This is a genomic window from Domibacillus sp. A3M-37 (assembly GCF_024213455.1).
Taxonomy (GTDB): Bacteria; Bacillota; Bacilli; order Bacillales; family Domibacillaceae; genus Domibacillus; species Domibacillus tundrae.
Window position 1 is genome coordinate 237,061 of record NZ_JANAVL010000003.1, and the last position, 18,342, is coordinate 255,402.

The following is an 18,342-nucleotide window of genomic DNA, read 5'->3' on the forward strand; positions in this document are numbered from 1 at the left end:
CCTTCATATTATCATGAACAAAATGAAGGCTATTGATACTTTTTATTTTATTAAATGTTTGACATTTAGCTGTTCCGGGAAGGTGCGAAACGATAACACCATTAATTGGGGGGGGGGGGCAAAAGATAATGGATAATGATTTATTGGATGTTGTCATTGCAGGCGGTGGACCAGGCGGATTGAATGCAGCGCTTGTTTTAGGAAGGTCTTTAAAAAAGGTGATATTGATTGATGAAGCCAAGCCAAGAAATGATGTAACGTTAAAATCGCATGGCTTTTTGACAAGAGATGGAATAAGTCCAACTGTTATTAGAGAAATTGCCAGAGAACAACTCAAAGCGTATAAAAATGTGACGATCATAAAAGATGTAATTGACGATGTAGAACGAAACAACGATCTTTTTATTATAAAAACGAGAAACGGGCAAACCGTGATCAGCAAAAAAATAATTTTTGCCACTGGTATGAAAGATCATTTACCGGTGATTCCCGGATTACAATCTGTGTACGGGAAAACGGTTTTTCATTGCCCATACTGTGACGGCTGGGAACGAAAAAATGAGCCACTCGCCCTATTTAGCAATGGGGCGGCCCTTCTTCCATTTGTGAAGCTTATTTTTAACTGGAGCAAGGATTTAGTCGTTTTTACAAACGGTCCTGCCCTCATCGAGGAAGAAGAAAAACGGCAGCTAGCACATCACCAGATTAATCTGATTGAAGCCCCCATTTCTGAACTGCAGTCAAACAATGGGAACCTGGAAAAAGTCATTTTACAAAATGGAGAATTTTTCAATCGAACCGGCGGATTTATCTCATCAACCGGTGAAAGGCAAAGCTCTATGATTCCTGCCCGTCTCGGCGTTCCAATTAATGATAAAAATGAATACATAACGAGTGAACACGGACAAACAAATCTTAAAGGTTTGTTTATTATTGGCGATGCCAAAAATACATTTACGAGTTTAATCGGAGCAGCGAGTCAGGGATATGAAGCAGCCGTAAAAATAAATGGTGACTTTGCTGCAGAGAATTGGGAAGACGGCCTGAAATAATTAATCATCATTTCCTCCACGCGATTTCTTTGTTACAGAATGGCTTGACAAAGTTAAACGAAGCGGCCTTGCTTGCTGTCTGTATAACGTTTAATTTTTTCAAACTGCGGCAAGCTACAAAAGCAGTCATTATAAAACAGGAGGATATATGAATGGACCTGAAGGATAAAATGACGTTTCACGTTACCGGCATAACGGACAAAATGAAAACCACTGTAAAAGCAAAACAGCACGAAATCATTATTGATGAACCGCCGGTTGTCGGCGGTAACAACGAAGGACCTGATCCGCTTTCTTCCCTGTTGGCTTCTTTGGCAGGATGCGAAAATATTGTCGCCAATATGGTGGCGCAGGAAATGAACTTTGACCTGCAGTCCATGAACATTGATGTAAAAGGCCAGCTTGATCCACTCGGGATGCGGGGAGAAGCAGGGGTACAAGTCTTTTTTGAAAAAGTATGGTTTAAAGCAATCGTTTCTACAAGTGAATCGCCGGAGCGGCTCGCTGAATTAAAGGAAAAAACCGATGCCCGATGCCCTGTTTTAACAATGATGAAAGCCTCTGGAATTGAATTAGAAACCGAATGGGTGAAAGCTTAAAGTTTTAGCCGAAGCAGCTTAAATAGACCATTTAAGCTGCTTTCGTTCATCTTCATCCTGCCGAAAAACTTGCTTCGTCCACCTGCTCAATCCCTGCTTTTTTCAGAGCCCTTGCTAAAGCAAAAAGCGCGTCGTCTTTTCGTTTTGCTTCAATCATTACATCGATTTGCGGAACACTGCCTTTAACATGATGAAGAAAGGATAGAAATTCGTTTACGTCAATAAAGTCGGCATGTGCTCTGAATTCTTTTTCGGATTTCGGACTGGACATATGCACCTTAACAGGCAGCTTGGAACTCTCCCACGTCTTCACAACACGTGGCCACCCCTCTTCCCACCACTCCTTTTTCTCGTGATTCACCATATGATGTTGATAATCGAAAACGGCAGGGATGCCAAGCTTTTCACAAAGATACAGCGTATCGTTTATCGTGAAGGTTTTATCATCGTTTTCAAGCATAATCATTCTTTGCAGCGAAACAGGAATGCTGCCCCAATTCGTCACAAACTGCTCCAGCGCTTTTTCCTTGTCTTTGTATCCTCCGCCCACATGAATCACACACCGGTGTTCCGGGTCAATGCCCATTCCTTTTAATAGTAATTTATGCATGTTCAGCGTCTGGACAGCCGTCTTCAAAACATCTGTTTTGCCGGTGTTTAACACAACAAAGTGGTCCGGATGAAAGTCAATCCGCATCTTAGAATGCTCCATTAAATAAGAGCGGATCATCCCAAGACTTTCTTGAAGCGGTCTTATGTAATTCCATTCGGGAAGATCCGGATGGTTGGCCATCGGGATGATTTTCGAACTCAGCCGGAAGAACGTGATATCGTGAGCAGCATTGTGCCGAAGCAGACGCAGACAATTGGCCAAATTCGATGCAGCAATGCGCTCTAGTTTGCGGATCGCCGCTTCTCTATCTTTAATTTTTAAAAACTGGGCATGCGTCATCGTTTGAGAAGGTGAACCATTTTTCACGTTCATGCTCATCGCCGCATATCCAAGACGGATTAATGTCATCTCTTCACCCCTTTTCTTTTTATTTTGCCCAGAATAAAAAGCGGCATACCCTAAAGAAAGACGATCCACTTTTCAATATTTTTCGCCTTTTGGCCCCATACTACGTTCTGAGGTGAAAAACATGTACAAATTGTTGTCCCATAATGATCTGGATGGGGTTTCCTGCGGGATTTTAGCTAAGCTTGCTTTCGGCTCAGACGTCAGTGTCCGCTACAACTCCATTTCCGGGTTAAATCAGGAAGTCGAATGGTTCTTGGAAAATGGTGATCCAAGCACTTTTCTGTTCATTACTGATTTATCTGTTAACGAAGAAAATGAACAAAAGCTCAATGACTTTTATCAAGCGGGCGGAAAAGTCCAGCTGCTTGACCACCATAAAACCGCTCTTCATTTGAATAACTATGGATGGGGACATGTAGTGGTGGAGGAAAAAGAAGGGCGTTTAGCCTCGGCCACTTCTTTGTTCTACGAGTACTTGCTGACGCATGAACATTTAATTCCTTCTGCCGCTATTGCCGAATTCGTTGAACTCGTCAGACAGTATGATACGTGGGAATGGGAGAAATATGATAATCAAAATGCGAAAAGATTGAATGCCCTTTTCTTTTTAGTTTCCATCGATGATTTTGAAGAAAAAATGATAACCCGGCTGAAAACGAGCGGCCACTTTTTCTTTGATGAGTTTGAAGAAAAAATACTGAGCATGGAAGAAAACAAAACAGAGCGGTACATTCGTCGGAAAAGGCGGGAGCTTGTGCAGGCACCTATTGAAAATCAGTTTGCTGGTATCGTGTTTGCCGAATCGTATCATTCTGAGCTCGGGAATGAATTAAGTAAAGACTGTTCCCACCTTGATTACATTGCCATTGTCAATGTCGGCAGCAAACGAATCAGCTTCCGGACCATACACGATTCGGTGGATGTCTCTCGCACAGCGGGCTTTTTTGGCGGCGGCGGACATGCAAAAGCTGCCGGCTGTTCATTAACAGCTGATGCTTTCCGTCAATTTGTCACAGAGACGTTTGACCTTGAGCCGTTAAAAGAAGATGCGAAACGAAATCGGTATAATATGAAAAACAATTCGTTTGGTGCTTTGTATGAAAACCGGCAGGAAGAACTCTTTCTTCTTTATCCGCTTCATGAACAGGAATGGAAAATTGAACACAATTATATAAACCTGCCGGAAACCTTTACGAGCTTTCAGGAAGGGGAAACCTTCTTAAAACGGCAATATGCCGCATGGCTGGTCCGTGATGAGGTATTTGTCTGCTATTTGATGGACTATGTGCGGAAGGTAAAAGACTAAATAAGAGGACATAATAGGCTTTTCCTCATTAAAAAGGGCTTTTAACCTTTTGGCCTACTTAATAAATCGTTTTTTAAAATTATAAAGTTGATTTAACAAAAATAAAAAAGAGTAAAACCTTTATATATCAAGGTTTCAGTTTGTAGACAAAGTCAACAGCCTCTTTTCAGCAAAAACGTCTATTGCCGAAAAAAGGCGTAACCTCCCAGATAACCCGCCTTGCTTTTTTACCTGGAGCCGAAAGGTAAAGCCGGCCGGACTGCGCTTTCCACGGGCAGTGCGGGAGCTTTTCCTCGTCTGGCGCCTGCAGGGGGATCTCCCGGCTCACTGTACGTCCCGCAGGAGTCTCCGTCCGGCAGGCTTCACCACGTGTTTTTTGACCAGCAATGAGTGGGCCGGCTAGTCTGTTTTTTACGTTTCAGATGAGCAAAAGGATGGAAGCTGCTTCTGCAAGACTGAGACTTGCTTCTTTTGCACTCACTTGTCAAAAACGCATGGGCGGCGGGCGCGGCGTGAAGACTTCTGTGGGACTAGCAGACAGCGGAAGCGGAGATCGCCGGAACCGCAGAGCGGTGGAGAGGATCTCTGCGCCTGCCCCTTGATGCGCGAAACTCTGCGAACGCCGCCTTTTCGGCTCCATTTAAGCAACACGTACACCTGTCTCCCGGAATGAAAGGAATTTGTCTACAGCCTGAAAATTGCTAAAGTCTGCTTTTATCTGTCAGGTTTTTTGAGTGAATTTGACTGTCCAAGTAACTGAAATTTATAAGCGTTGTTTTATTATCAATCGCATGAGAAAGAACGCCTTGAATTTCCACTAATTTTGTTGCAGAACAATCATTAACAATCACTTTAAGACTTCGTGATGTAATTTCATTTTTCCCAATCCTAACTAAGTATTGATAATATATTACTTTGTTAGTTGAATCAGGTGATCCGCTACTTTTTCGATATCTACTCTTTCAGTGCCAGTGGCCATATCATGCCGGGCTCTTATATGGTAACTTGAATCCACTACATACATAGACGTTGAATGTGTGATACCTCCCTCCCCACTTTTTTCATAAAACATGTTAAATTGCTTCGCATAACTTTTTATTTCTTGTTCAGAACCCCGGAGAAACAGCCAGTTAGAAGAGGTTATATCAAATGCTGCTTTATACTGCAAAATGGTTTTCGCCGTGTCATGTTTCGGATCAAGTGTGACGGATAGAATCGAATACTGATTTTCTGTTATGCCTTTTTCTTTTAAAACGTGCTGGAGCTTTTTCAAGTCCTGTATCGTAAACGGACAAACATCCGGACATTTTGTGTAAAAAAACGTCACGAGCATTGGCTTGCCTTTCACGGAAAATTCCTTTCCGCTAACTTCTTCCAGCGAAGCTTCTTCCACTGTTCCGAGCTTTGGCAATTCCAAAAAAGAGGACCAAAACATATAGATAACGATACATCCTACACCGATCAATGCAACAATTCCAACTCGTTTCATCTGCCTCTTCTCCTCTCTACACTCGAAATGAATACTGAATGAAAATCAGTATCAAGGTATATAGACAGGCAGCAAAAAAAGCAATGCCATACATATTGCCCGCAATCATTGTCTCTGATTCAATGGGAATATTGCACAAATCCGGATTTTGTATGACAGCACCAAGCATCGTTCCCATAATTCCGCCCATAGTTCCATTGTATAGACCGTTCAGCTTAGCCGGATTCCTCAATTCAGATCCGATTTTCCAGCCAATCCATACACCAAATAAAATAGACACCATCTGAAAGTCAGGAAGAAGGAATGTAACGTAAAGACCAAAAACAAATGATGAGGCCATTGTTGTCATCATACAAATGGTCATTGTAAAATGATCATCAAAGATCACCTGTTTTTGCTTAAAAGTATGGTATGTTCTCAAAAAAACCATTACACTCCAAATAAATAACAGAGTGATCAGTATCATTCACTTCACGACCTTTGAATGGATATCATAACCAAAATCAGGCAAGTAAAAAACAACCCGTGGACTAACCAAATAATTTGGCCAGGAATATCTAACACCGATCCAATCATAGGAGCCATCAGCCCAACCATCATTCCATTTGTTAAACCCGTCATAAATGTTTGATAATCAAAGAGCAAGCCAAAGAGTGCCCCTGTAAAGACGCCTATCATCGCAGAAACGATGGTAATCAAAGTAAAATGAAATGGAAATGCTAAAATAAGAACGATGCCGGACAACAGAGCCGCTACCCCTCCCATCACCTGGCTGATATTCATCCCCAGCTGGATCCCAATAAGCTTTCTTTTTCGAGATAAATAAATAAAAAAACCAACGTATAAGAATATATCCAGGCAGATAAGGCAAGACAGTGTAAACATCTCCATATTAACACCCCACCTTAACATATGAACAAGCTGATAAAGTGAGACTGTTTTTTTGCTCCTCTGGATATACAGCTGCTTTTACAGTATTCTTCCATGATCAAAAATAAGACCCCGGGAAACCCCGGGGTCCTGACATAATATTTTGATTCAGTAGTCTGATTCTTCTAGAAGCATAAAGTCTCTGAGCAACAGTAAAGCCTCCATACGAGGCGGCATTTCCTCTTCCTCTTCCTCAACCGGTTCTTCCAGATCTAAAACATCTTCTTCTTCCTGCTCTTCTAGTTCAGTGCTGTAGAAAGCAGCGTTAAAAATGACTTTGTCTTCGGAATCATGACTGATGACGGTTACACGGATTTCATATGAAAATACAGGGATAGCTAAAGGGCCCGTTGCTAATAAGTCAGCAAAAAAGTGCTTTGTTTGAGATCCATGAATTTCAGCGTTTTCTGCGGGCATAACCGGTACAGACATTGCCTTCATTGGAACAGACATTCCAAGTGGCACAGTTGTTAATCCGGCAGATACAGCAGGATCACCCCAGTTAAACACTTCTATTTTGACAGTAACGGGCTGCTTGCTGAAGTTTGTAACAGATACCCATAAATCCTGTGCAGCCTTGGCTCCTTCTCTGTTAACAATTACAATAGGACCCGATGTATAAACTTTCTTATACTTTTTATTTTCGTAATCCACTTGTTTTTCCTCCTCACAATAGTGATGTGCATTACATCTTTTGCAATTTTTCACATAAGGATCGTTCGTGTACTTACAGTAGTAACACACCCAACTGCGCATGAGTTCTTTTTGCCTCCTTGTCTTTAGGCCCCAAGCTGCTCTTTACTTGGTTATACATCGTATAAATTCATGAAGAAGGTGGTATAAGTCATCCAATCAATTCCGAAAAAGTTTATTAAATTAAAGTGAGCAATCATCGCTTTTTGCACTGATATAAGTTAAGAGAATTCTGTGATTCAGTCTTCTTTATATAAGAATAATTAAGCCTTATTTACATATAATTTTGAGTAGTTTTACGCGAGGGGGGAAATACAATGAAAACCCGCATGAGGCTTGATCAGTATATTCCCGTATTGCTAGAGAAAAGGAGGCGTGAACAAAGAAGTAAAAATGTGATCTACGAAACAAGCGACGGTATAACATCTCCTTCTGGGGCCACTCCCACAGAAGAAATACGTCTATTTAATGAATACAAGGACCAGGCAAATTTATTGCAGATCACAAAAGCTGCCCCTGAAAAAAGAAAGTCCTTAATGTTGAAAAAGTTTTTTAAAATGAAACGAAATCAACAAGTCACGGTCTTTTTTAAAAGTGGTGATGAAACCTTTCAAACAGTTGGGAAAGTGAGTGCAGTTGGCCGCGATTTTGTTATGCTGACGAACTTGAAAGAACGGATTTGGATTCCTTTTCAAGCCATTGACTCCGCTAACATTCCAGTGGGAGTCCCTGTTTATTCAACCACTCATCAGAATTTTATTTATGACAATCATTTAAAACAAAATTTACTTTCCAACTTTGGTGAAACAGTAGCCAAACGAGATGTCTTAATTCAGCAGTTTTACGAGGAAACGTTATCGACTAACTTACATTCGTGGAAATCACTATGGATGAAAATCCGGACGGATAACGAGATTGTGTTCGGCAAAATCCAAAATGTTGAGAACCAAAAACTTCACTTGGCGCTCTTCAAAGAGAAAAACACAATTGAACTTAAGAATATTAAATCCATTCACAGCATACGTTTCCTTAGTCTCCTTCCCATACTTAGCAGGAAAATTCTTCGGCGGTTTTTTAAATGACAGTTTGTTTTTAAATTCTTTTAACTATAACAGGAATTTCATTCAATATTTTCCTGGTAAAGGAGCGATAGGATGAAACAATCACTAAGCGGGGAACCGAAGGATGAGCGAGCACAAATAGATGCCTCAGTTCCTGAAGAAAATGAAAAAATAGAGGATGGCTTGGATCCGGAAAAAACCGTGGAACCTAATGGTAATGAGGTTCAGGATAACCTGGATGATAGTAACGCCAAAAAAGATCATGATCAAGATAAAGGTGATAATGAGGAAGACGGTGATGATAATAATGACAGTGAAGTTGAGGATGTCTTCCTAATAGAGTTAACAAAATTAATTGGAGAAAACGTATTGATTATTACCCAGACAGCACAGTTAAATTTGTTAGGCCAGACATTCAGGCCGATTTTTTGCGGTCCAATCATCGAAGTAGAAGCAAGCCATCTAACGATTTATCCGGTCACCATTAAAATCTTGAATGCTCCTTTCTTTCAGTTTCCAACACCGCTGTCCATTCCCTTAGAAAAAATCGCCCAGTTCACACCATGCTTTGATTGCAACGCCAGAATCCCGCTCGCATAAGACAAGGAAGAAAGGAAGTGTAACAGATGCCCCACAGATTTTATGATTCCAACTCCCATAACGTTAATCATGATATGGCACTTGTGGATTATTTTCGGGCAGGGATCGGACATAGGGCATTTATACTGACGCCTTCTTATCCATTTATGTTTATCGGTGAAATCGTCTCGCTAATGGAAGATCAAGTAAGGCTCCTGGTGGAAACAACCCATTTTGCCCCATTAGAAAATCGAACCTGGCTGATCCACATTGATAACATCGAAGTGTTTTATATCGAGTTTCCTGGTGAGCCGTGTATTCCAGAATTAAACGATATGGCATAATAAGGAGGAAAATGGATGACAAGGCGTTATCATGTGGTGGCCATTCCGATTCGCATCGTCGTTAACAACTTTGGCGACCACAACCCGGACGGAAGAATGTATGTCCTGAAAGAAAATGAATCAACAGTAAAAGAGCTTGTCCGCAAAAATCCTTTTACTCCTGTGGAACTCGTGCAGCCGCTGACGATTAGAGCCAATGAAGGAGACACTGTTGAGATTCTGTTTGAAAATCAGCTTCCCTTTGCGACAGGCATGCATTTTCAGGATCTTGATTATAATGTGTTAACCTCAGACGGCGCCAATGTCGGCTTTAACCCAACCTCTTTGGTGGAGTACGGGGAAACTATTCTTTACCGGGTCCATGCGACACATGAAGGAATTTGTTTTTTCACTGACCTTGGCAATGTCTCCAGTACAGAAGAAGGCTCCAGCATTCAAGGCCTTTTCGGTACATTGCTCGTTGAAAAAAGAGGTTCCTGGTGGACTGACCCCGTGACAGGCGGGCCGTTAAACTGCGGCGTTTTTGCGGATATTCATAACCCTTTCCTCCCTTCATTTCGGGAATATGCCTGGTTTTTCAACGATGAAATGGAAGTGGATGATTTAACCGGCAACCGCCCGATCAACCCTGTCACCAATCAGGAAGGCGAATCGTTCCACGGTGTGAATTACCGGTACGAACCGCTGCATAATCGTATGAAACTGATTGAAGAAGGCGTAGTGGCCCCTGAGAGCGAAGGCGAGGAAGTACACCATGACTCATGGGTATTCGGCGATCCTGCTACTCCAATTTTACGCGGATACCGGGACGACCCCGCGATTATTCGCCTTATTCATGGAGGCTCAAAAGAAACTCACGTATTTCACTATCATGTCCACCAATGGCTGAGAGATTCAGGTAATGTTTATTCAGAAATTGTGGATGCCCAGTCGATCAGCCCTCAGTCGCACTACAATGTCCAGCCGTTATACGGTCTTGGCAGCCTCCAGGGCGCCATCGGTGATGTGGTCATCCATTGCCATCTCTATCCTCACTTTGAGGCCGGAATGTGGGGAATGAATCGCATCTTTGACACCCTGCAGGATGGCAGTCAATGTTATCCAAACGGCATGCCGATTGCTCCGCTCCAGCCGCTGCCAGGCCGTCCCTGCCCGCCGCTGCCGACCAAAGAAAAACCGGGATTCCCTAACTTTATCCCTGGTAAAGTCGGCTGCAAGGCACCAAGACCTCCTCTTGGCATTGTCGGCGGCAGGGATATGACGAAACTCGAAAGAAATGCGGCTGTGCCGAATGCAAGACCAGGAGCGGTTTTTACCGATTCCTGCTTAGGAAATCCCGTTGTATTGGAATGGAACGTGTCGGTTATTGAGCTTCCGATCGTTTACAACAAACAGGGCTGGCATGACCCAAAAGGAAGAATTTATGTGATGGATGAAGATCTTGAAGATGTGCTGTCCGGAAAAAAAGAGCCAGAACCACTCGCTTTGCATGCGCCGTTCGGTTCGTGCATTCGACTAAATTTCACAAACCGGCTGCCCCATGTGCTCGATGGAGACGCCTTTCAGCTGGTTACACGAACCTATGAGGTGGGCTTTCACGTCCATTTCGTGAAGTTTGATGTTCTGGTTTCTGACGGGGCAAATGTTGGATGGAATTATGACAGTTCGGTCCTGCCCGGTGAAACCATGCGTTATGAGTGGTATGCCGATACCGAATTAAAAGCCTTTTTCTTTCATGACCACTTATTTCCGGTTTCCCACCAGCAGCATGGCATTTTTGGCACTTGTGTGGTTCAGCCCCGGTTTTCTAAATTTTTCGATTCAAGAACCGGTGAGGAAGTCGATCATGGAACAGAAATTACCGTTGTCCATCCGATTATTCCGGATTATCGCGACTTTGCGTTATTTGTCCAGGATTTCGCTCTTCTGTTTGACAAAGACCGCTGTCCGATTCAGCCGCCACAATTCCCAGGTTCTTTGGATGATCCGGGCATTTTTGCGGTCAACTACAAAAATGAACCGCTGCAGTTCCGGCTTGGGAAGGACTGCGATCCGGCCTATTCCTTCAGCTCCTATGTGAATGGAGACCCCTTCACCCCTATATTGCAGGCGTATGAAGGAGATCCGATTCGTATCCGGCTGTTGCAGGGTGCCCATGAAGAATCCCACAGTTTTAATGTACATGGATTAAGGTGGAAAGCGGAGCGTCCCAGCAATGATTCACAAGTTCGCTCCCAACAGCATATTGGGATTTCAGAGTCGTTCACACTTGAAATGGACATTCCGAGGGCAGGAGATTATTTGTGGGCCTTTGAGACGGAAGAAGATGTCTGGAATGGTACGTGGGGACTGATCCGTGCATTTGATCAAGAAGTAAATAATTTAATTCCGCTGCCGGACCGGCCGCTGCCCCCGCCGCGGACAAAGCCATTGCCTAAAGCGACCGGAAATCCGCCGGCGCTCGCCAATCCACAATCTACACTGCCGCCTGAAGTGACACATAATGCATTGATCAGAAGGTACCGGGTTGTCGCGTTTCAAACGCCAATTGTTTATAATTCCTTTGGCGATCATGATCCATTCGGTATCGTTTTTGCCCTGGAAGAAGACGTGGATGATATCCTTTGCGGCAAAAAAAATCCAGATCCGCTCGTGTTGAGAGGAAATTCCGGTGATCTGGTTGAGGTTACTTTGACCAGCCGGCTGAAACTTGAATTGTTTCCATTTCCAGACGGTATTCACCCGTATCCGCCGGTAAAGGAACAGGTGTTTTACCCGCCGTCCCTAAGAATCTCGCTGCACGTCAACATGCTTGATTATGATGTCACTACTTCGAGCGGTGACACGGTAGGATTTAATCCCGATCAAACGGTTGGACCCGGAGAAACCATCACGTATCGCTGGCATGTACAAGAAAATATAGGAACGTGCGCAATGTGGGATATGGCGGATTTACGGAGCCATCGTTCATTTGGGGCTTTCGGGGCCTTTATTACGGAACCGCGCTTTACGACTTATCATGATCCACATACGCTTGAACCTGTCCAAACCGGCACAAATGTCATTCTCAGACACCCGTTATATGGTGGTTTTAGAGAATTTGTTCTAATTATGCATGATGGTGTCCGTCTCGTAGATAAGCAGGACCAGTTAATTGTCGATCCGCTTGCGGGTGTGATTCCAGAACTAGATCCATACGAAGTAGTAGATACGTATGATAACGGCTCGCGCGGTTTTAATTATCGATCGGAAAGACTGATTAACCGTTACCGGAAACATCCTGTTTTAAGTGATTTATTTAGTTCAAAAGTGTTTGGAGATCCAGCCACACCCGTTTTTGAAGCGTATCCGGGTGATCCTGTCATCGTCCGCCTTACCAATCCATCGGAACGCAGAAGAGCGCACACCTTTCACCTTCACGGCCATAACTGGAAGTTCGACCCCAGAGACATTGATTCCCGGATTGACTCCTATATCGGCCATATGGTTCCGGGCGTAACGGAAGATTTGCTTTTAATCGGCGGTGCAGGCGGATTTTTCAACTATCCAGGTGACTATCTGTATCGGTCTGGCAATATCCGCTGGGATATCGAGCAGGGAATGTGGGGAATTATCCGGGTCCATGATAAAATAAAACCCCATCTGCCCATTTTAGACAGTTGACATTCGGCAAAATCAGGAGATTCTGGTTTTAAAATTCCCACTAAATAAGGGCAAAACGATGTTCATTAAACTGAACATCGTTTTTTGATGAAGTTTATTATGAAGTACATTTAATGTATCCCTATCATTTCCACCCATTTAATCTTATCAAATTGAATGAGGAAATACTTCTTCTTCCAATCACTTTTATTCTTGCTTTTCTTATCTAAACAAGCAATCTCAACAAAATCTGTTCCAACAAAGGTGATTTCCCCCTGAAAATCGCCCCCTTCTTCTAACGTTATTTTGACGTTGCTATCCATTAGCTGGCGCATCCGAAAAGCCATACTGCTTTTTAACCCTCCTAACCGAACGCTGAATCGGTCATCGCACAGAGACCGGTTTTCAAAATGATCCTCAAACCGTCCTTTAAAACAGCTTTGACATCCACTATGAAAATCCATATGGTGATCATGCTGAAAAGAAAAGAAGCGTTGGTCGCGCGTGCGGAAATCATCAGCTTTAAAACTAGATTTGCAGCCATACGGACTGTGATACGGATGATTTTTTTTGCACTCATCACAATGACTATGATGTGAATAATGCTTTTTGTACTCCCCACAACGACAATGCTGTGTACTCATTGACTTCCCCCCTTCCTTTTGAAAATCTTTACTACATCAATTTTCTTTTACAAGCCTGTTATCATTTTATGTTTGGCCGATAAATGTGGATAAGCTACAGCCCTTTTACACTAAAAATATAAGTGGAAATCGAACCGCTTCCTTTAGGTCACAACCACAAATTGTTCACATAAAATAGTAATATCCAGCAGGAGCTGCTTAATCATAAATGTAAAAGAAAAAAATAACACGATTGGAATGGAAGTGATGAAATGCATAAAAAAAAGAAGGCTAAAGATTTTTGTTGTCCTGAATATATTGAGGCTGGTACACCCGATGATTTTTGCAGCCCGGAAAACGGCTGTCCACATTATTTACAAACACCAAAATACCCTTCCCCCTCTTCCTGCCTCCCTAAAGAACAACAGATGGAACTGGAGGCTAAGATTGAAGCTGCAAACGAATTACTTCTTAATCTTGCTTTATCTAATAAGCGTCCAGAAGAAGGACGGGCAAAATCATTTGAGGGCTTAATCGGCCAATGGGCAGAAGTCATCATATATGATGAAGCCAAGGCGGATTCACACTTAAACAAAGAAAAAACTTCATTGGAAAAGACAGCAGAAGAAAAGCCAGTAAAAAAGAGAAGGAAAAAAAGAGAGAATGCTTTTGCTAATAGAAAAAAGGCCATAAACATTTCTGTTAGAAAGAAAAAGGCCATGACGAAGGTAAAAAGAGTGAGAGATGTTTGGCCTAAAGCAGAGATCAGCAAAAAAGTTCCTTCCAAGAAGAGGATGCTTAAAAGCAGCGTTCTTTTTAGAAAACATTCGGGACGTGTTTACGTTGTTGGCCGTGATTTCGTTTTATTAAAGAAAAAAGAAAAAGACATCATTATCCCCCTTTCAAAGGTACATTCCATAAAATCTTTTAACCGGTATCCCCAAGCCATAAAAGAACCGGCGTTATTGAATATTGATCCCTGCCTGCGAAGATCTATCACCTTCAAATTCGGAGAAACCGTTGCATCTTCTCCTGAATTAACGCAACTTTTTTTCAAGATGACCATGCCTATTTTTTTATTGCATCTTTTAGATAAAAAAGTAAAGATTATGATTTCGACAAAAGAAATCCACGGTCTCGTTCATGAAATTAACAAGGAAACATTAACAATTGTCATGGCAAATAAAGAAAGAAAAATCATTCCTTTACATTCGATCCATTCTATCATCGCTTAATATCTTCAGCCAGCTTCAAGCCAAATACACCGTTTGCAAAAGAACGGAGCTGTCCCTATTCAGTTTTCACTGACTGTTTAAACAGCCTCAGCAGTACCATCTATCAAACACCTCAGGCTATGAAGACCAGATTAGAAGAGCAGCTTAAGACTTAACTTTTTTGTATCCAAATTATTGACTCAAATCCAGAAAGTAAAAATTTTGATTGTAAAAACCGTCTGATGATCTAAGATGGTTTTTTTATATTTTCTAACAAGGTCTTGAAATAATCTATACTGAAGTGAGGGAAAATTTAATAACAAATAAATCGAATTGTTTAAAGACCACATTGTCATTTACCCTCAAAGATAAAGTTGTTTCAAGAAATGACTTGCCTTTCCTTTTTCCAAAATAACCTTTCCACATCAGTTCATGAAGCTGGTTTTGCTGGAGCAAATACATCGGACATTTAAGATAAATAGGAATGAACCATGTGATAAATAGATATAGTCTTTATAATAAATAAGTAACAGATAAACATTTCCTTCATATAAAGGGAATGTTTTTTAATAGACTCTTTTTTAATAACGAAGTTTTTGCTGCTTTCTCGACTAACCTGTTCCATACTCCCCGACCAAAAATATTCGTTTTTTTCAGCACCTTTTCTTTCCGTTTCTCATTTAATAATAGTAGGAAAGAGTTGTAAATAGCTTTTTGTTATTCGATTCCAGGTTTTATTATTCTATAAATTTTGTTTTAAGGAGGAATTATATGAAGAAAGGTCCAGTTAATGCGTTAGATGGATTTCCTGTATGGTATAAAGATGAGAATGGATTAAGTCTACAAATGAACATAGATCCAGATGATCCGTTTTCCGGCCTTAGCCGTGCTGATTTACCTAACCCTGGACAGCCTGTTTCTTTTCCAGATAATTACCCAGGTGAAGCCTTTTATTTTTTAACCGAAGCCGAAATGGAAACTGGCACAGGGGAAAGGGCAAGACTTGTTTTAGCATTAGAATCAACATTTGTTAGTGGAATACCTAGGGCAGGGGAACAAATCGTATTCGGACGTGTGCGAATTCGTGTGTCAGGATTACAGCCCAATGAGGAATATACGGTAACACACCCGTATGGAGTAGATACTTTCATTGCTGAGCCAGATGGAGAAGGATTTGGTGAAATCAATTTTACAGAAGATATAGGTGGATTAAATGGCGGGAATTTTGAACTTGCGTTGACCAGTCGTGTCCATCCGTTTTTACAATGGGATCCCCGTGTGCTGCCGCTAGCTCCAGAAGGGTATATTGGTGACCCCAATGTACTGCATCCCGTTATTGGAAGTTTGCTTGTTGATCGTTTTGGTGAACCTCAAAATATATTTAGAATTGAAGGGCCTGGAATTGGCATTGGATCACCAGACCGTTCAACTACACGAGGAATTAATCCTAATAACTGTATTGAAACAAGAGACTTTGCCTTATTAGGAAAACTCTCTACTATTTCGGGTGTTGATGTGGTAAGAACATCTTACACGCAGAGTGAAAGTTCTGGCGGCTTATTGGATGTGTTTGCTATATCAGATGTTACGCCGCAAGAAATTGAAGTAGCTGGAAGGGGGGTTAATCCTACAAGATTGGAAGGTGAAAACGGACTTTATTTTGTTCGTGTTTCTTATATAAGTGAAAACCCGCCTAGCACGGTGACAGTTACAAATGTTAGTGATAATAACCCTGCAAGCATCAAAGAATCAGTCCCAGTCGACTTTATATCAGCTTCTGCAAATTATGATAACGACGCTCAAATTCTCACAATTGAAGCATCCTCAAGCGATTCCATTAATCCAATCATCTTAACGGTAGCAGACTTGGGAAAAGGCGAATTACCTATTCCAGTTGACGGTGTGTTGACACTAAATCTCATTAGCGTTCCAGCGAATGTTACGATTCTATCGACTGCTGGAGGAAAAATAACTATTCCTGTGGTTGTAACATGAGTTCTTCCTTTAAATATCTAATTTATTGAACTTCTTAAGTAACTTAATAGCAATCAATTTCAAAGCCCCTTCAGAGCAAGCCACATGTCTTGCAGTGAATAATTCTTTAGCTCTTGAACTGCCAGGTATGACAGTCTCTAGAATAAATGAAATGCCACTTCAGAAGTGCTCGTGAAGAGCCCGATTTTGTTTTGAAAAAGAATAAACACTGATATAACCGTTAAGGAGGGCCATATCACAAATAGCAGTAACCAAAACAAAAACCTCGCTGAATTTATTATTCCTTCAGCGGGATTTTTAAGTTGTCTTCATTTAAGCTTCCTCAATCTGATCCGCAAAATGCTCCAGAATCAAATCACTTTATTATATTTACAAATTCCCTATCCCTATATTCCTGTACTCCTTTATTTCAAATTTATAATATATCTCTTGAATTTTGTGATCTTCAATGTACTTTTTTACTGCCGATTCAACTACTTGGGTCATCGTTTTGTCATTCATAGCAGCAAATAACTTTAGCTTTTTATGAAGCTCTATATTCAATTCATAAGTTACTTTTTTCTTTTCTGGTGTATTTACAGTTTTCTGTATTTCTGTATTGCTTGATATTGAATTTAAAACATCTTCTTTCTTTTTTGTAATTGGTGTTTCTTCTTCATTTAATAGTCCCGCAAATTTAGCTTTTTTCGACACGCTCGATCAACTCCTTCACAAAATTAGTGTATTCAGTTAAGGCTTTTGATCCGCCTTTGTTGTATCTGACATTTAACATTACGTAAACATCATATCGTCTCAACCCTTGCCACATCAACGTTCTTTAACTACGTACTAACTACGCATTATTCATTTCTTATACATCCACGCTACATCAACGTTTGTAAGGTGTCATCATCGGCGACTGGTACAGCGTTTATGTATAGACGATAGCCCTTGCGCCATGCCTAATGTTAACCCCTCGGAAATAGCCATAAAACGGAAACGTTCGGAAATAAATCAACCCCCTGAGTTTTCCGCAGCCGGTCCGCGCCAGGACCCTGCAGCCGGTGAAATGTGCAATATAGTACAACGCGGAGGCTACATTGTGCTTATTTACGGAGAATTGCCGCGGGAGTTGGTTTATTTAATAGAAAACAATTATCTAAACTATGTTGTTAGTCCTTCCAGTTTGCTTTTTTTCTGAATAATATAATGTAATTCAAAGAAAGGGAGGGAGGAAATATGGGTTCAAGTTGTTGGCAGCGTCGTCATCAATGTTACTGTCATACTGGATTTGAAACGACACAAGTTAGAAACGTGTTTACAGCGTGTGAACTAAGAAGAGTTTACGAATTTAACCGAATGTTCTTAAGAGCAGCTGGGCGGTTACCTACAGTAGACGAAAGAAGATGTATCGTAGGTTTTTAGAATTCCGCGCTAGGGATCGCCACGCATCGCAATCCTCCTGTACATTACGTTATATAAAGAATATTTGCTTCCAACACATCGCAGCGGCCATATCGTGCGTATTCGCGTCCTGCATACGAAATCATTACCGTTGCGATTCGGAGTTAGGATGTACTAAAGCGGCCAAGCCACACATATATTGATTTAACTTCTCCTAATAGGCATTATTTTGAAAGCGTCACTACCATAACGGGTAGCTGCGCTCTTTTACGTTTCTAATACGGATATCTAATTCAAGTGGCTACTGACGGGCCGCTTTTTTTATATAGTTTATATTTCCTCCGCAGCAGGTACCGATTAATATGCGACGGTGTAGACACCTCGGACACCTCATCACTCATTGCAACCTAA

16 protein-coding genes and 1 pseudogene are annotated in these 18,342 nt (G+C 41.6%); 10 read left to right on the plus strand and 7 right to left on the minus strand.

Going from position 1 to position 18,342, the window contains the following annotated elements; translation table 11 throughout:
- Positions 1 to 128: 128 nt before the first annotated feature.
- Positions 129 to 1,052 carry an NAD(P)/FAD-dependent oxidoreductase gene (locus NLX67_RS08035; protein WP_254311211.1) on the plus strand — a complete coding sequence of 308 codons (924 nt, stop codon included), beginning with the start codon at positions 129 to 131 and terminating at the stop codon, positions 1,050 to 1,052.
- A 152-nt stretch (positions 1,053 to 1,204) separates the two neighbouring features.
- Positions 1,205 to 1,651: an OsmC family protein gene (locus tag NLX67_RS08040; protein WP_309143116.1), complete on the plus strand. Its 447-nt coding sequence runs from the start codon at positions 1,205 to 1,207 to the stop codon at positions 1,649 to 1,651.
- 52 nt (positions 1,652 to 1,703) lie between these two features.
- Here the strand turns inward: NLX67_RS08040 and uvsE are convergent, their stop codons facing one another.
- Positions 1,704 to 2,672, minus strand: coding sequence for a UV DNA damage repair endonuclease UvsE (uvsE, locus tag NLX67_RS08045; protein ID WP_254311212.1), 969 nt, complete (start codon positions 2,670 to 2,672; stop codon positions 1,704 to 1,706).
- A gap of 121 nt (positions 2,673 to 2,793) precedes the next feature.
- Between uvsE and NLX67_RS08050 the strand changes: the two genes are divergently transcribed.
- Complete coding sequence (locus NLX67_RS08050) at positions 2,794 to 3,978, plus strand: DHH family phosphoesterase (protein WP_254311214.1); 1,185 nt, start codon at positions 2,794 to 2,796, stop codon at positions 3,976 to 3,978.
- Between the two features lie 910 nt (positions 3,979 to 4,888).
- Here the strand turns inward: NLX67_RS08050 and NLX67_RS08055 are convergent.
- The 4 genes from NLX67_RS08055 to NLX67_RS08070 form a co-directional block, all read right to left on the minus strand.
- Positions 4,889 to 5,467 (minus strand): SCO family protein, encoded by a 579-nt coding sequence (locus tag NLX67_RS08055; RefSeq protein WP_254311216.1) that lies wholly within the window; start codon positions 5,465 to 5,467, stop codon positions 4,889 to 4,891.
- Between the two features lie 16 nt (positions 5,468 to 5,483).
- Entirely contained in the window at positions 5,484 to 5,897 is a 414-nt protein-coding gene (locus tag NLX67_RS08060) for a hypothetical protein (protein ID WP_254311340.1), read from the minus strand.
- Positions 5,898 to 5,938: 41 nt separating this feature from the next.
- Positions 5,939 to 6,358, minus strand: coding sequence for a hypothetical protein (locus NLX67_RS08065; protein ID WP_254311218.1), 420 nt, complete (start codon positions 6,356 to 6,358; stop codon positions 5,939 to 5,941).
- A gap of 147 nt (positions 6,359 to 6,505) precedes the next feature.
- On the minus strand, positions 6,506 to 7,051 hold the full coding sequence (locus NLX67_RS08070; protein WP_254311221.1) for a hypothetical protein: 546 nt from the start codon (positions 7,049 to 7,051) through the stop codon (positions 6,506 to 6,508).
- 356 nt (positions 7,052 to 7,407) lie between these two features.
- Here NLX67_RS08070 and NLX67_RS08075 point away from each other — a divergent pair, with 356 nt between their 5' ends.
- The 4 genes from NLX67_RS08075 (at position 7,408) to NLX67_RS08090 (ending at position 12,737) form a co-directional block, all read left to right on the plus strand.
- On the plus strand, positions 7,408 to 8,172 hold the full coding sequence (locus NLX67_RS08075) for a hypothetical protein (RefSeq protein WP_254311222.1): 765 nt from the start codon (positions 7,408 to 7,410) through the stop codon (positions 8,170 to 8,172).
- A gap of 72 nt (positions 8,173 to 8,244) precedes the next feature.
- Positions 8,245 to 8,751: a hypothetical protein gene (locus tag NLX67_RS23010; protein ID WP_309143117.1), complete on the plus strand. Its 507-nt coding sequence runs from the start codon at positions 8,245 to 8,247 to the stop codon at positions 8,749 to 8,751.
- Positions 8,752 to 8,777: 26 nt separating this feature from the next.
- Entirely contained in the window at positions 8,778 to 9,074 is a 297-nt protein-coding gene (locus tag NLX67_RS08085; RefSeq protein ID WP_254311224.1) for a hypothetical protein, read from the plus strand.
- A gap of 15 nt (positions 9,075 to 9,089) precedes the next feature.
- Complete coding sequence (locus NLX67_RS08090) at positions 9,090 to 12,737, plus strand: multicopper oxidase domain-containing protein (protein ID WP_254311226.1); 3,648 nt, start codon at positions 9,090 to 9,092, stop codon at positions 12,735 to 12,737.
- 110 nt (positions 12,738 to 12,847) lie between these two features.
- Here the strand turns inward: NLX67_RS08090 and NLX67_RS08095 are convergent, their stop codons facing one another.
- Positions 12,848 to 13,360 carry a hypothetical protein gene (locus tag NLX67_RS08095; protein WP_254311229.1) on the minus strand — a complete coding sequence of 171 codons (513 nt, stop codon included), beginning with the start codon at positions 13,358 to 13,360 and terminating at the stop codon, positions 12,848 to 12,850.
- A 251-nt stretch (positions 13,361 to 13,611) separates the two neighbouring features.
- Here NLX67_RS08095 and NLX67_RS08100 point away from each other — a divergent pair, with 251 nt between their 5' ends.
- The 3 genes and pseudogenes from NLX67_RS08100 (at position 13,612) to NLX67_RS08110 (ending at position 16,548) form a co-directional block, all read left to right on the plus strand.
- Positions 13,612 to 14,574: a hypothetical protein gene (locus NLX67_RS08100; RefSeq protein ID WP_254311232.1), complete on the plus strand. Its 963-nt coding sequence runs from the start codon at positions 13,612 to 13,614 to the stop codon at positions 14,572 to 14,574.
- Between the two features lie 381 nt (positions 14,575 to 14,955).
- Positions 14,956 to 15,057, plus strand: a pseudogene (locus tag NLX67_RS08105) (23S rRNA (pseudouridine(1915)-N(3))-methyltransferase RlmH); the annotation flags it as partial.
- A 267-nt stretch (positions 15,058 to 15,324) separates the two neighbouring features.
- Positions 15,325 to 16,548, plus strand: a complete 1,224-nt coding sequence (locus tag NLX67_RS08110; protein ID WP_254311234.1) for a hypothetical protein — start codon at positions 15,325 to 15,327, stop codon at positions 16,546 to 16,548.
- Between the two features lie 369 nt (positions 16,549 to 16,917).
- Here NLX67_RS08110 and NLX67_RS08115 read toward each other — a convergent pair whose 3' ends face one another.
- Positions 16,918 to 17,241 (minus strand): hypothetical protein, encoded by a 324-nt coding sequence (locus NLX67_RS08115; RefSeq protein ID WP_254311237.1) that lies wholly within the window; start codon positions 17,239 to 17,241, stop codon positions 16,918 to 16,920.
- Positions 17,242 to 18,342: the final 1,101 nt, after the last annotated feature.

Bases quoted from the DNA above. Each gene is read 5' to 3' on its own strand.
- NLX67_RS08035 (WP_254311211.1), top strand. From the start codon at position 129: ATGGATAATGATTTATTGGATGTTGTCATTGCAGGCGGTGGACCAGGC.
- NLX67_RS08040 (WP_309143116.1), top strand. From the start codon at position 1,205: ATGGACCTGAAGGATAAAATGACGTTTCACGTTACCGGCATAACGGAC.
- uvsE (WP_254311212.1), bottom strand. From the start codon at position 2,672: ATGACATTAATCCGTCTTGGATATGCGGCGATGAGCATGAACGTGAAA.
- NLX67_RS08050 (WP_254311214.1), top strand. From the start codon at position 2,794: ATGTACAAATTGTTGTCCCATAATGATCTGGATGGGGTTTCCTGCGGG.
- NLX67_RS08055 (WP_254311216.1), bottom strand. From the start codon at position 5,467: ATGAAACGAGTTGGAATTGTTGCATTGATCGGTGTAGGATGTATCGTT.
- NLX67_RS08060 (WP_254311340.1), bottom strand. From the start codon at position 5,897: ATGGTTTTTTTGAGAACATACCATACTTTTAAGCAAAAACAGGTGATC.
- NLX67_RS08065 (WP_254311218.1), bottom strand. From the start codon at position 6,358: ATGGAGATGTTTACACTGTCTTGCCTTATCTGCCTGGATATATTCTTA.
- NLX67_RS08075 (WP_254311222.1), top strand. From the start codon at position 7,408: ATGAAAACCCGCATGAGGCTTGATCAGTATATTCCCGTATTGCTAGAG.
- NLX67_RS23010 (WP_309143117.1), top strand. From the start codon at position 8,245: ATGAAACAATCACTAAGCGGGGAACCGAAGGATGAGCGAGCACAAATA.
- NLX67_RS08085 (WP_254311224.1), top strand. From the start codon at position 8,778: ATGCCCCACAGATTTTATGATTCCAACTCCCATAACGTTAATCATGAT.
- NLX67_RS08090 (WP_254311226.1), top strand. From the start codon at position 9,090: ATGACAAGGCGTTATCATGTGGTGGCCATTCCGATTCGCATCGTCGTT.
- NLX67_RS08095 (WP_254311229.1), bottom strand. From the start codon at position 13,360: ATGAGTACACAGCATTGTCGTTGTGGGGAGTACAAAAAGCATTATTCA.
- NLX67_RS08100 (WP_254311232.1), top strand. From the start codon at position 13,612: ATGCATAAAAAAAAGAAGGCTAAAGATTTTTGTTGTCCTGAATATATT.
- NLX67_RS08110 (WP_254311234.1), top strand. From the start codon at position 15,325: ATGAAGAAAGGTCCAGTTAATGCGTTAGATGGATTTCCTGTATGGTAT.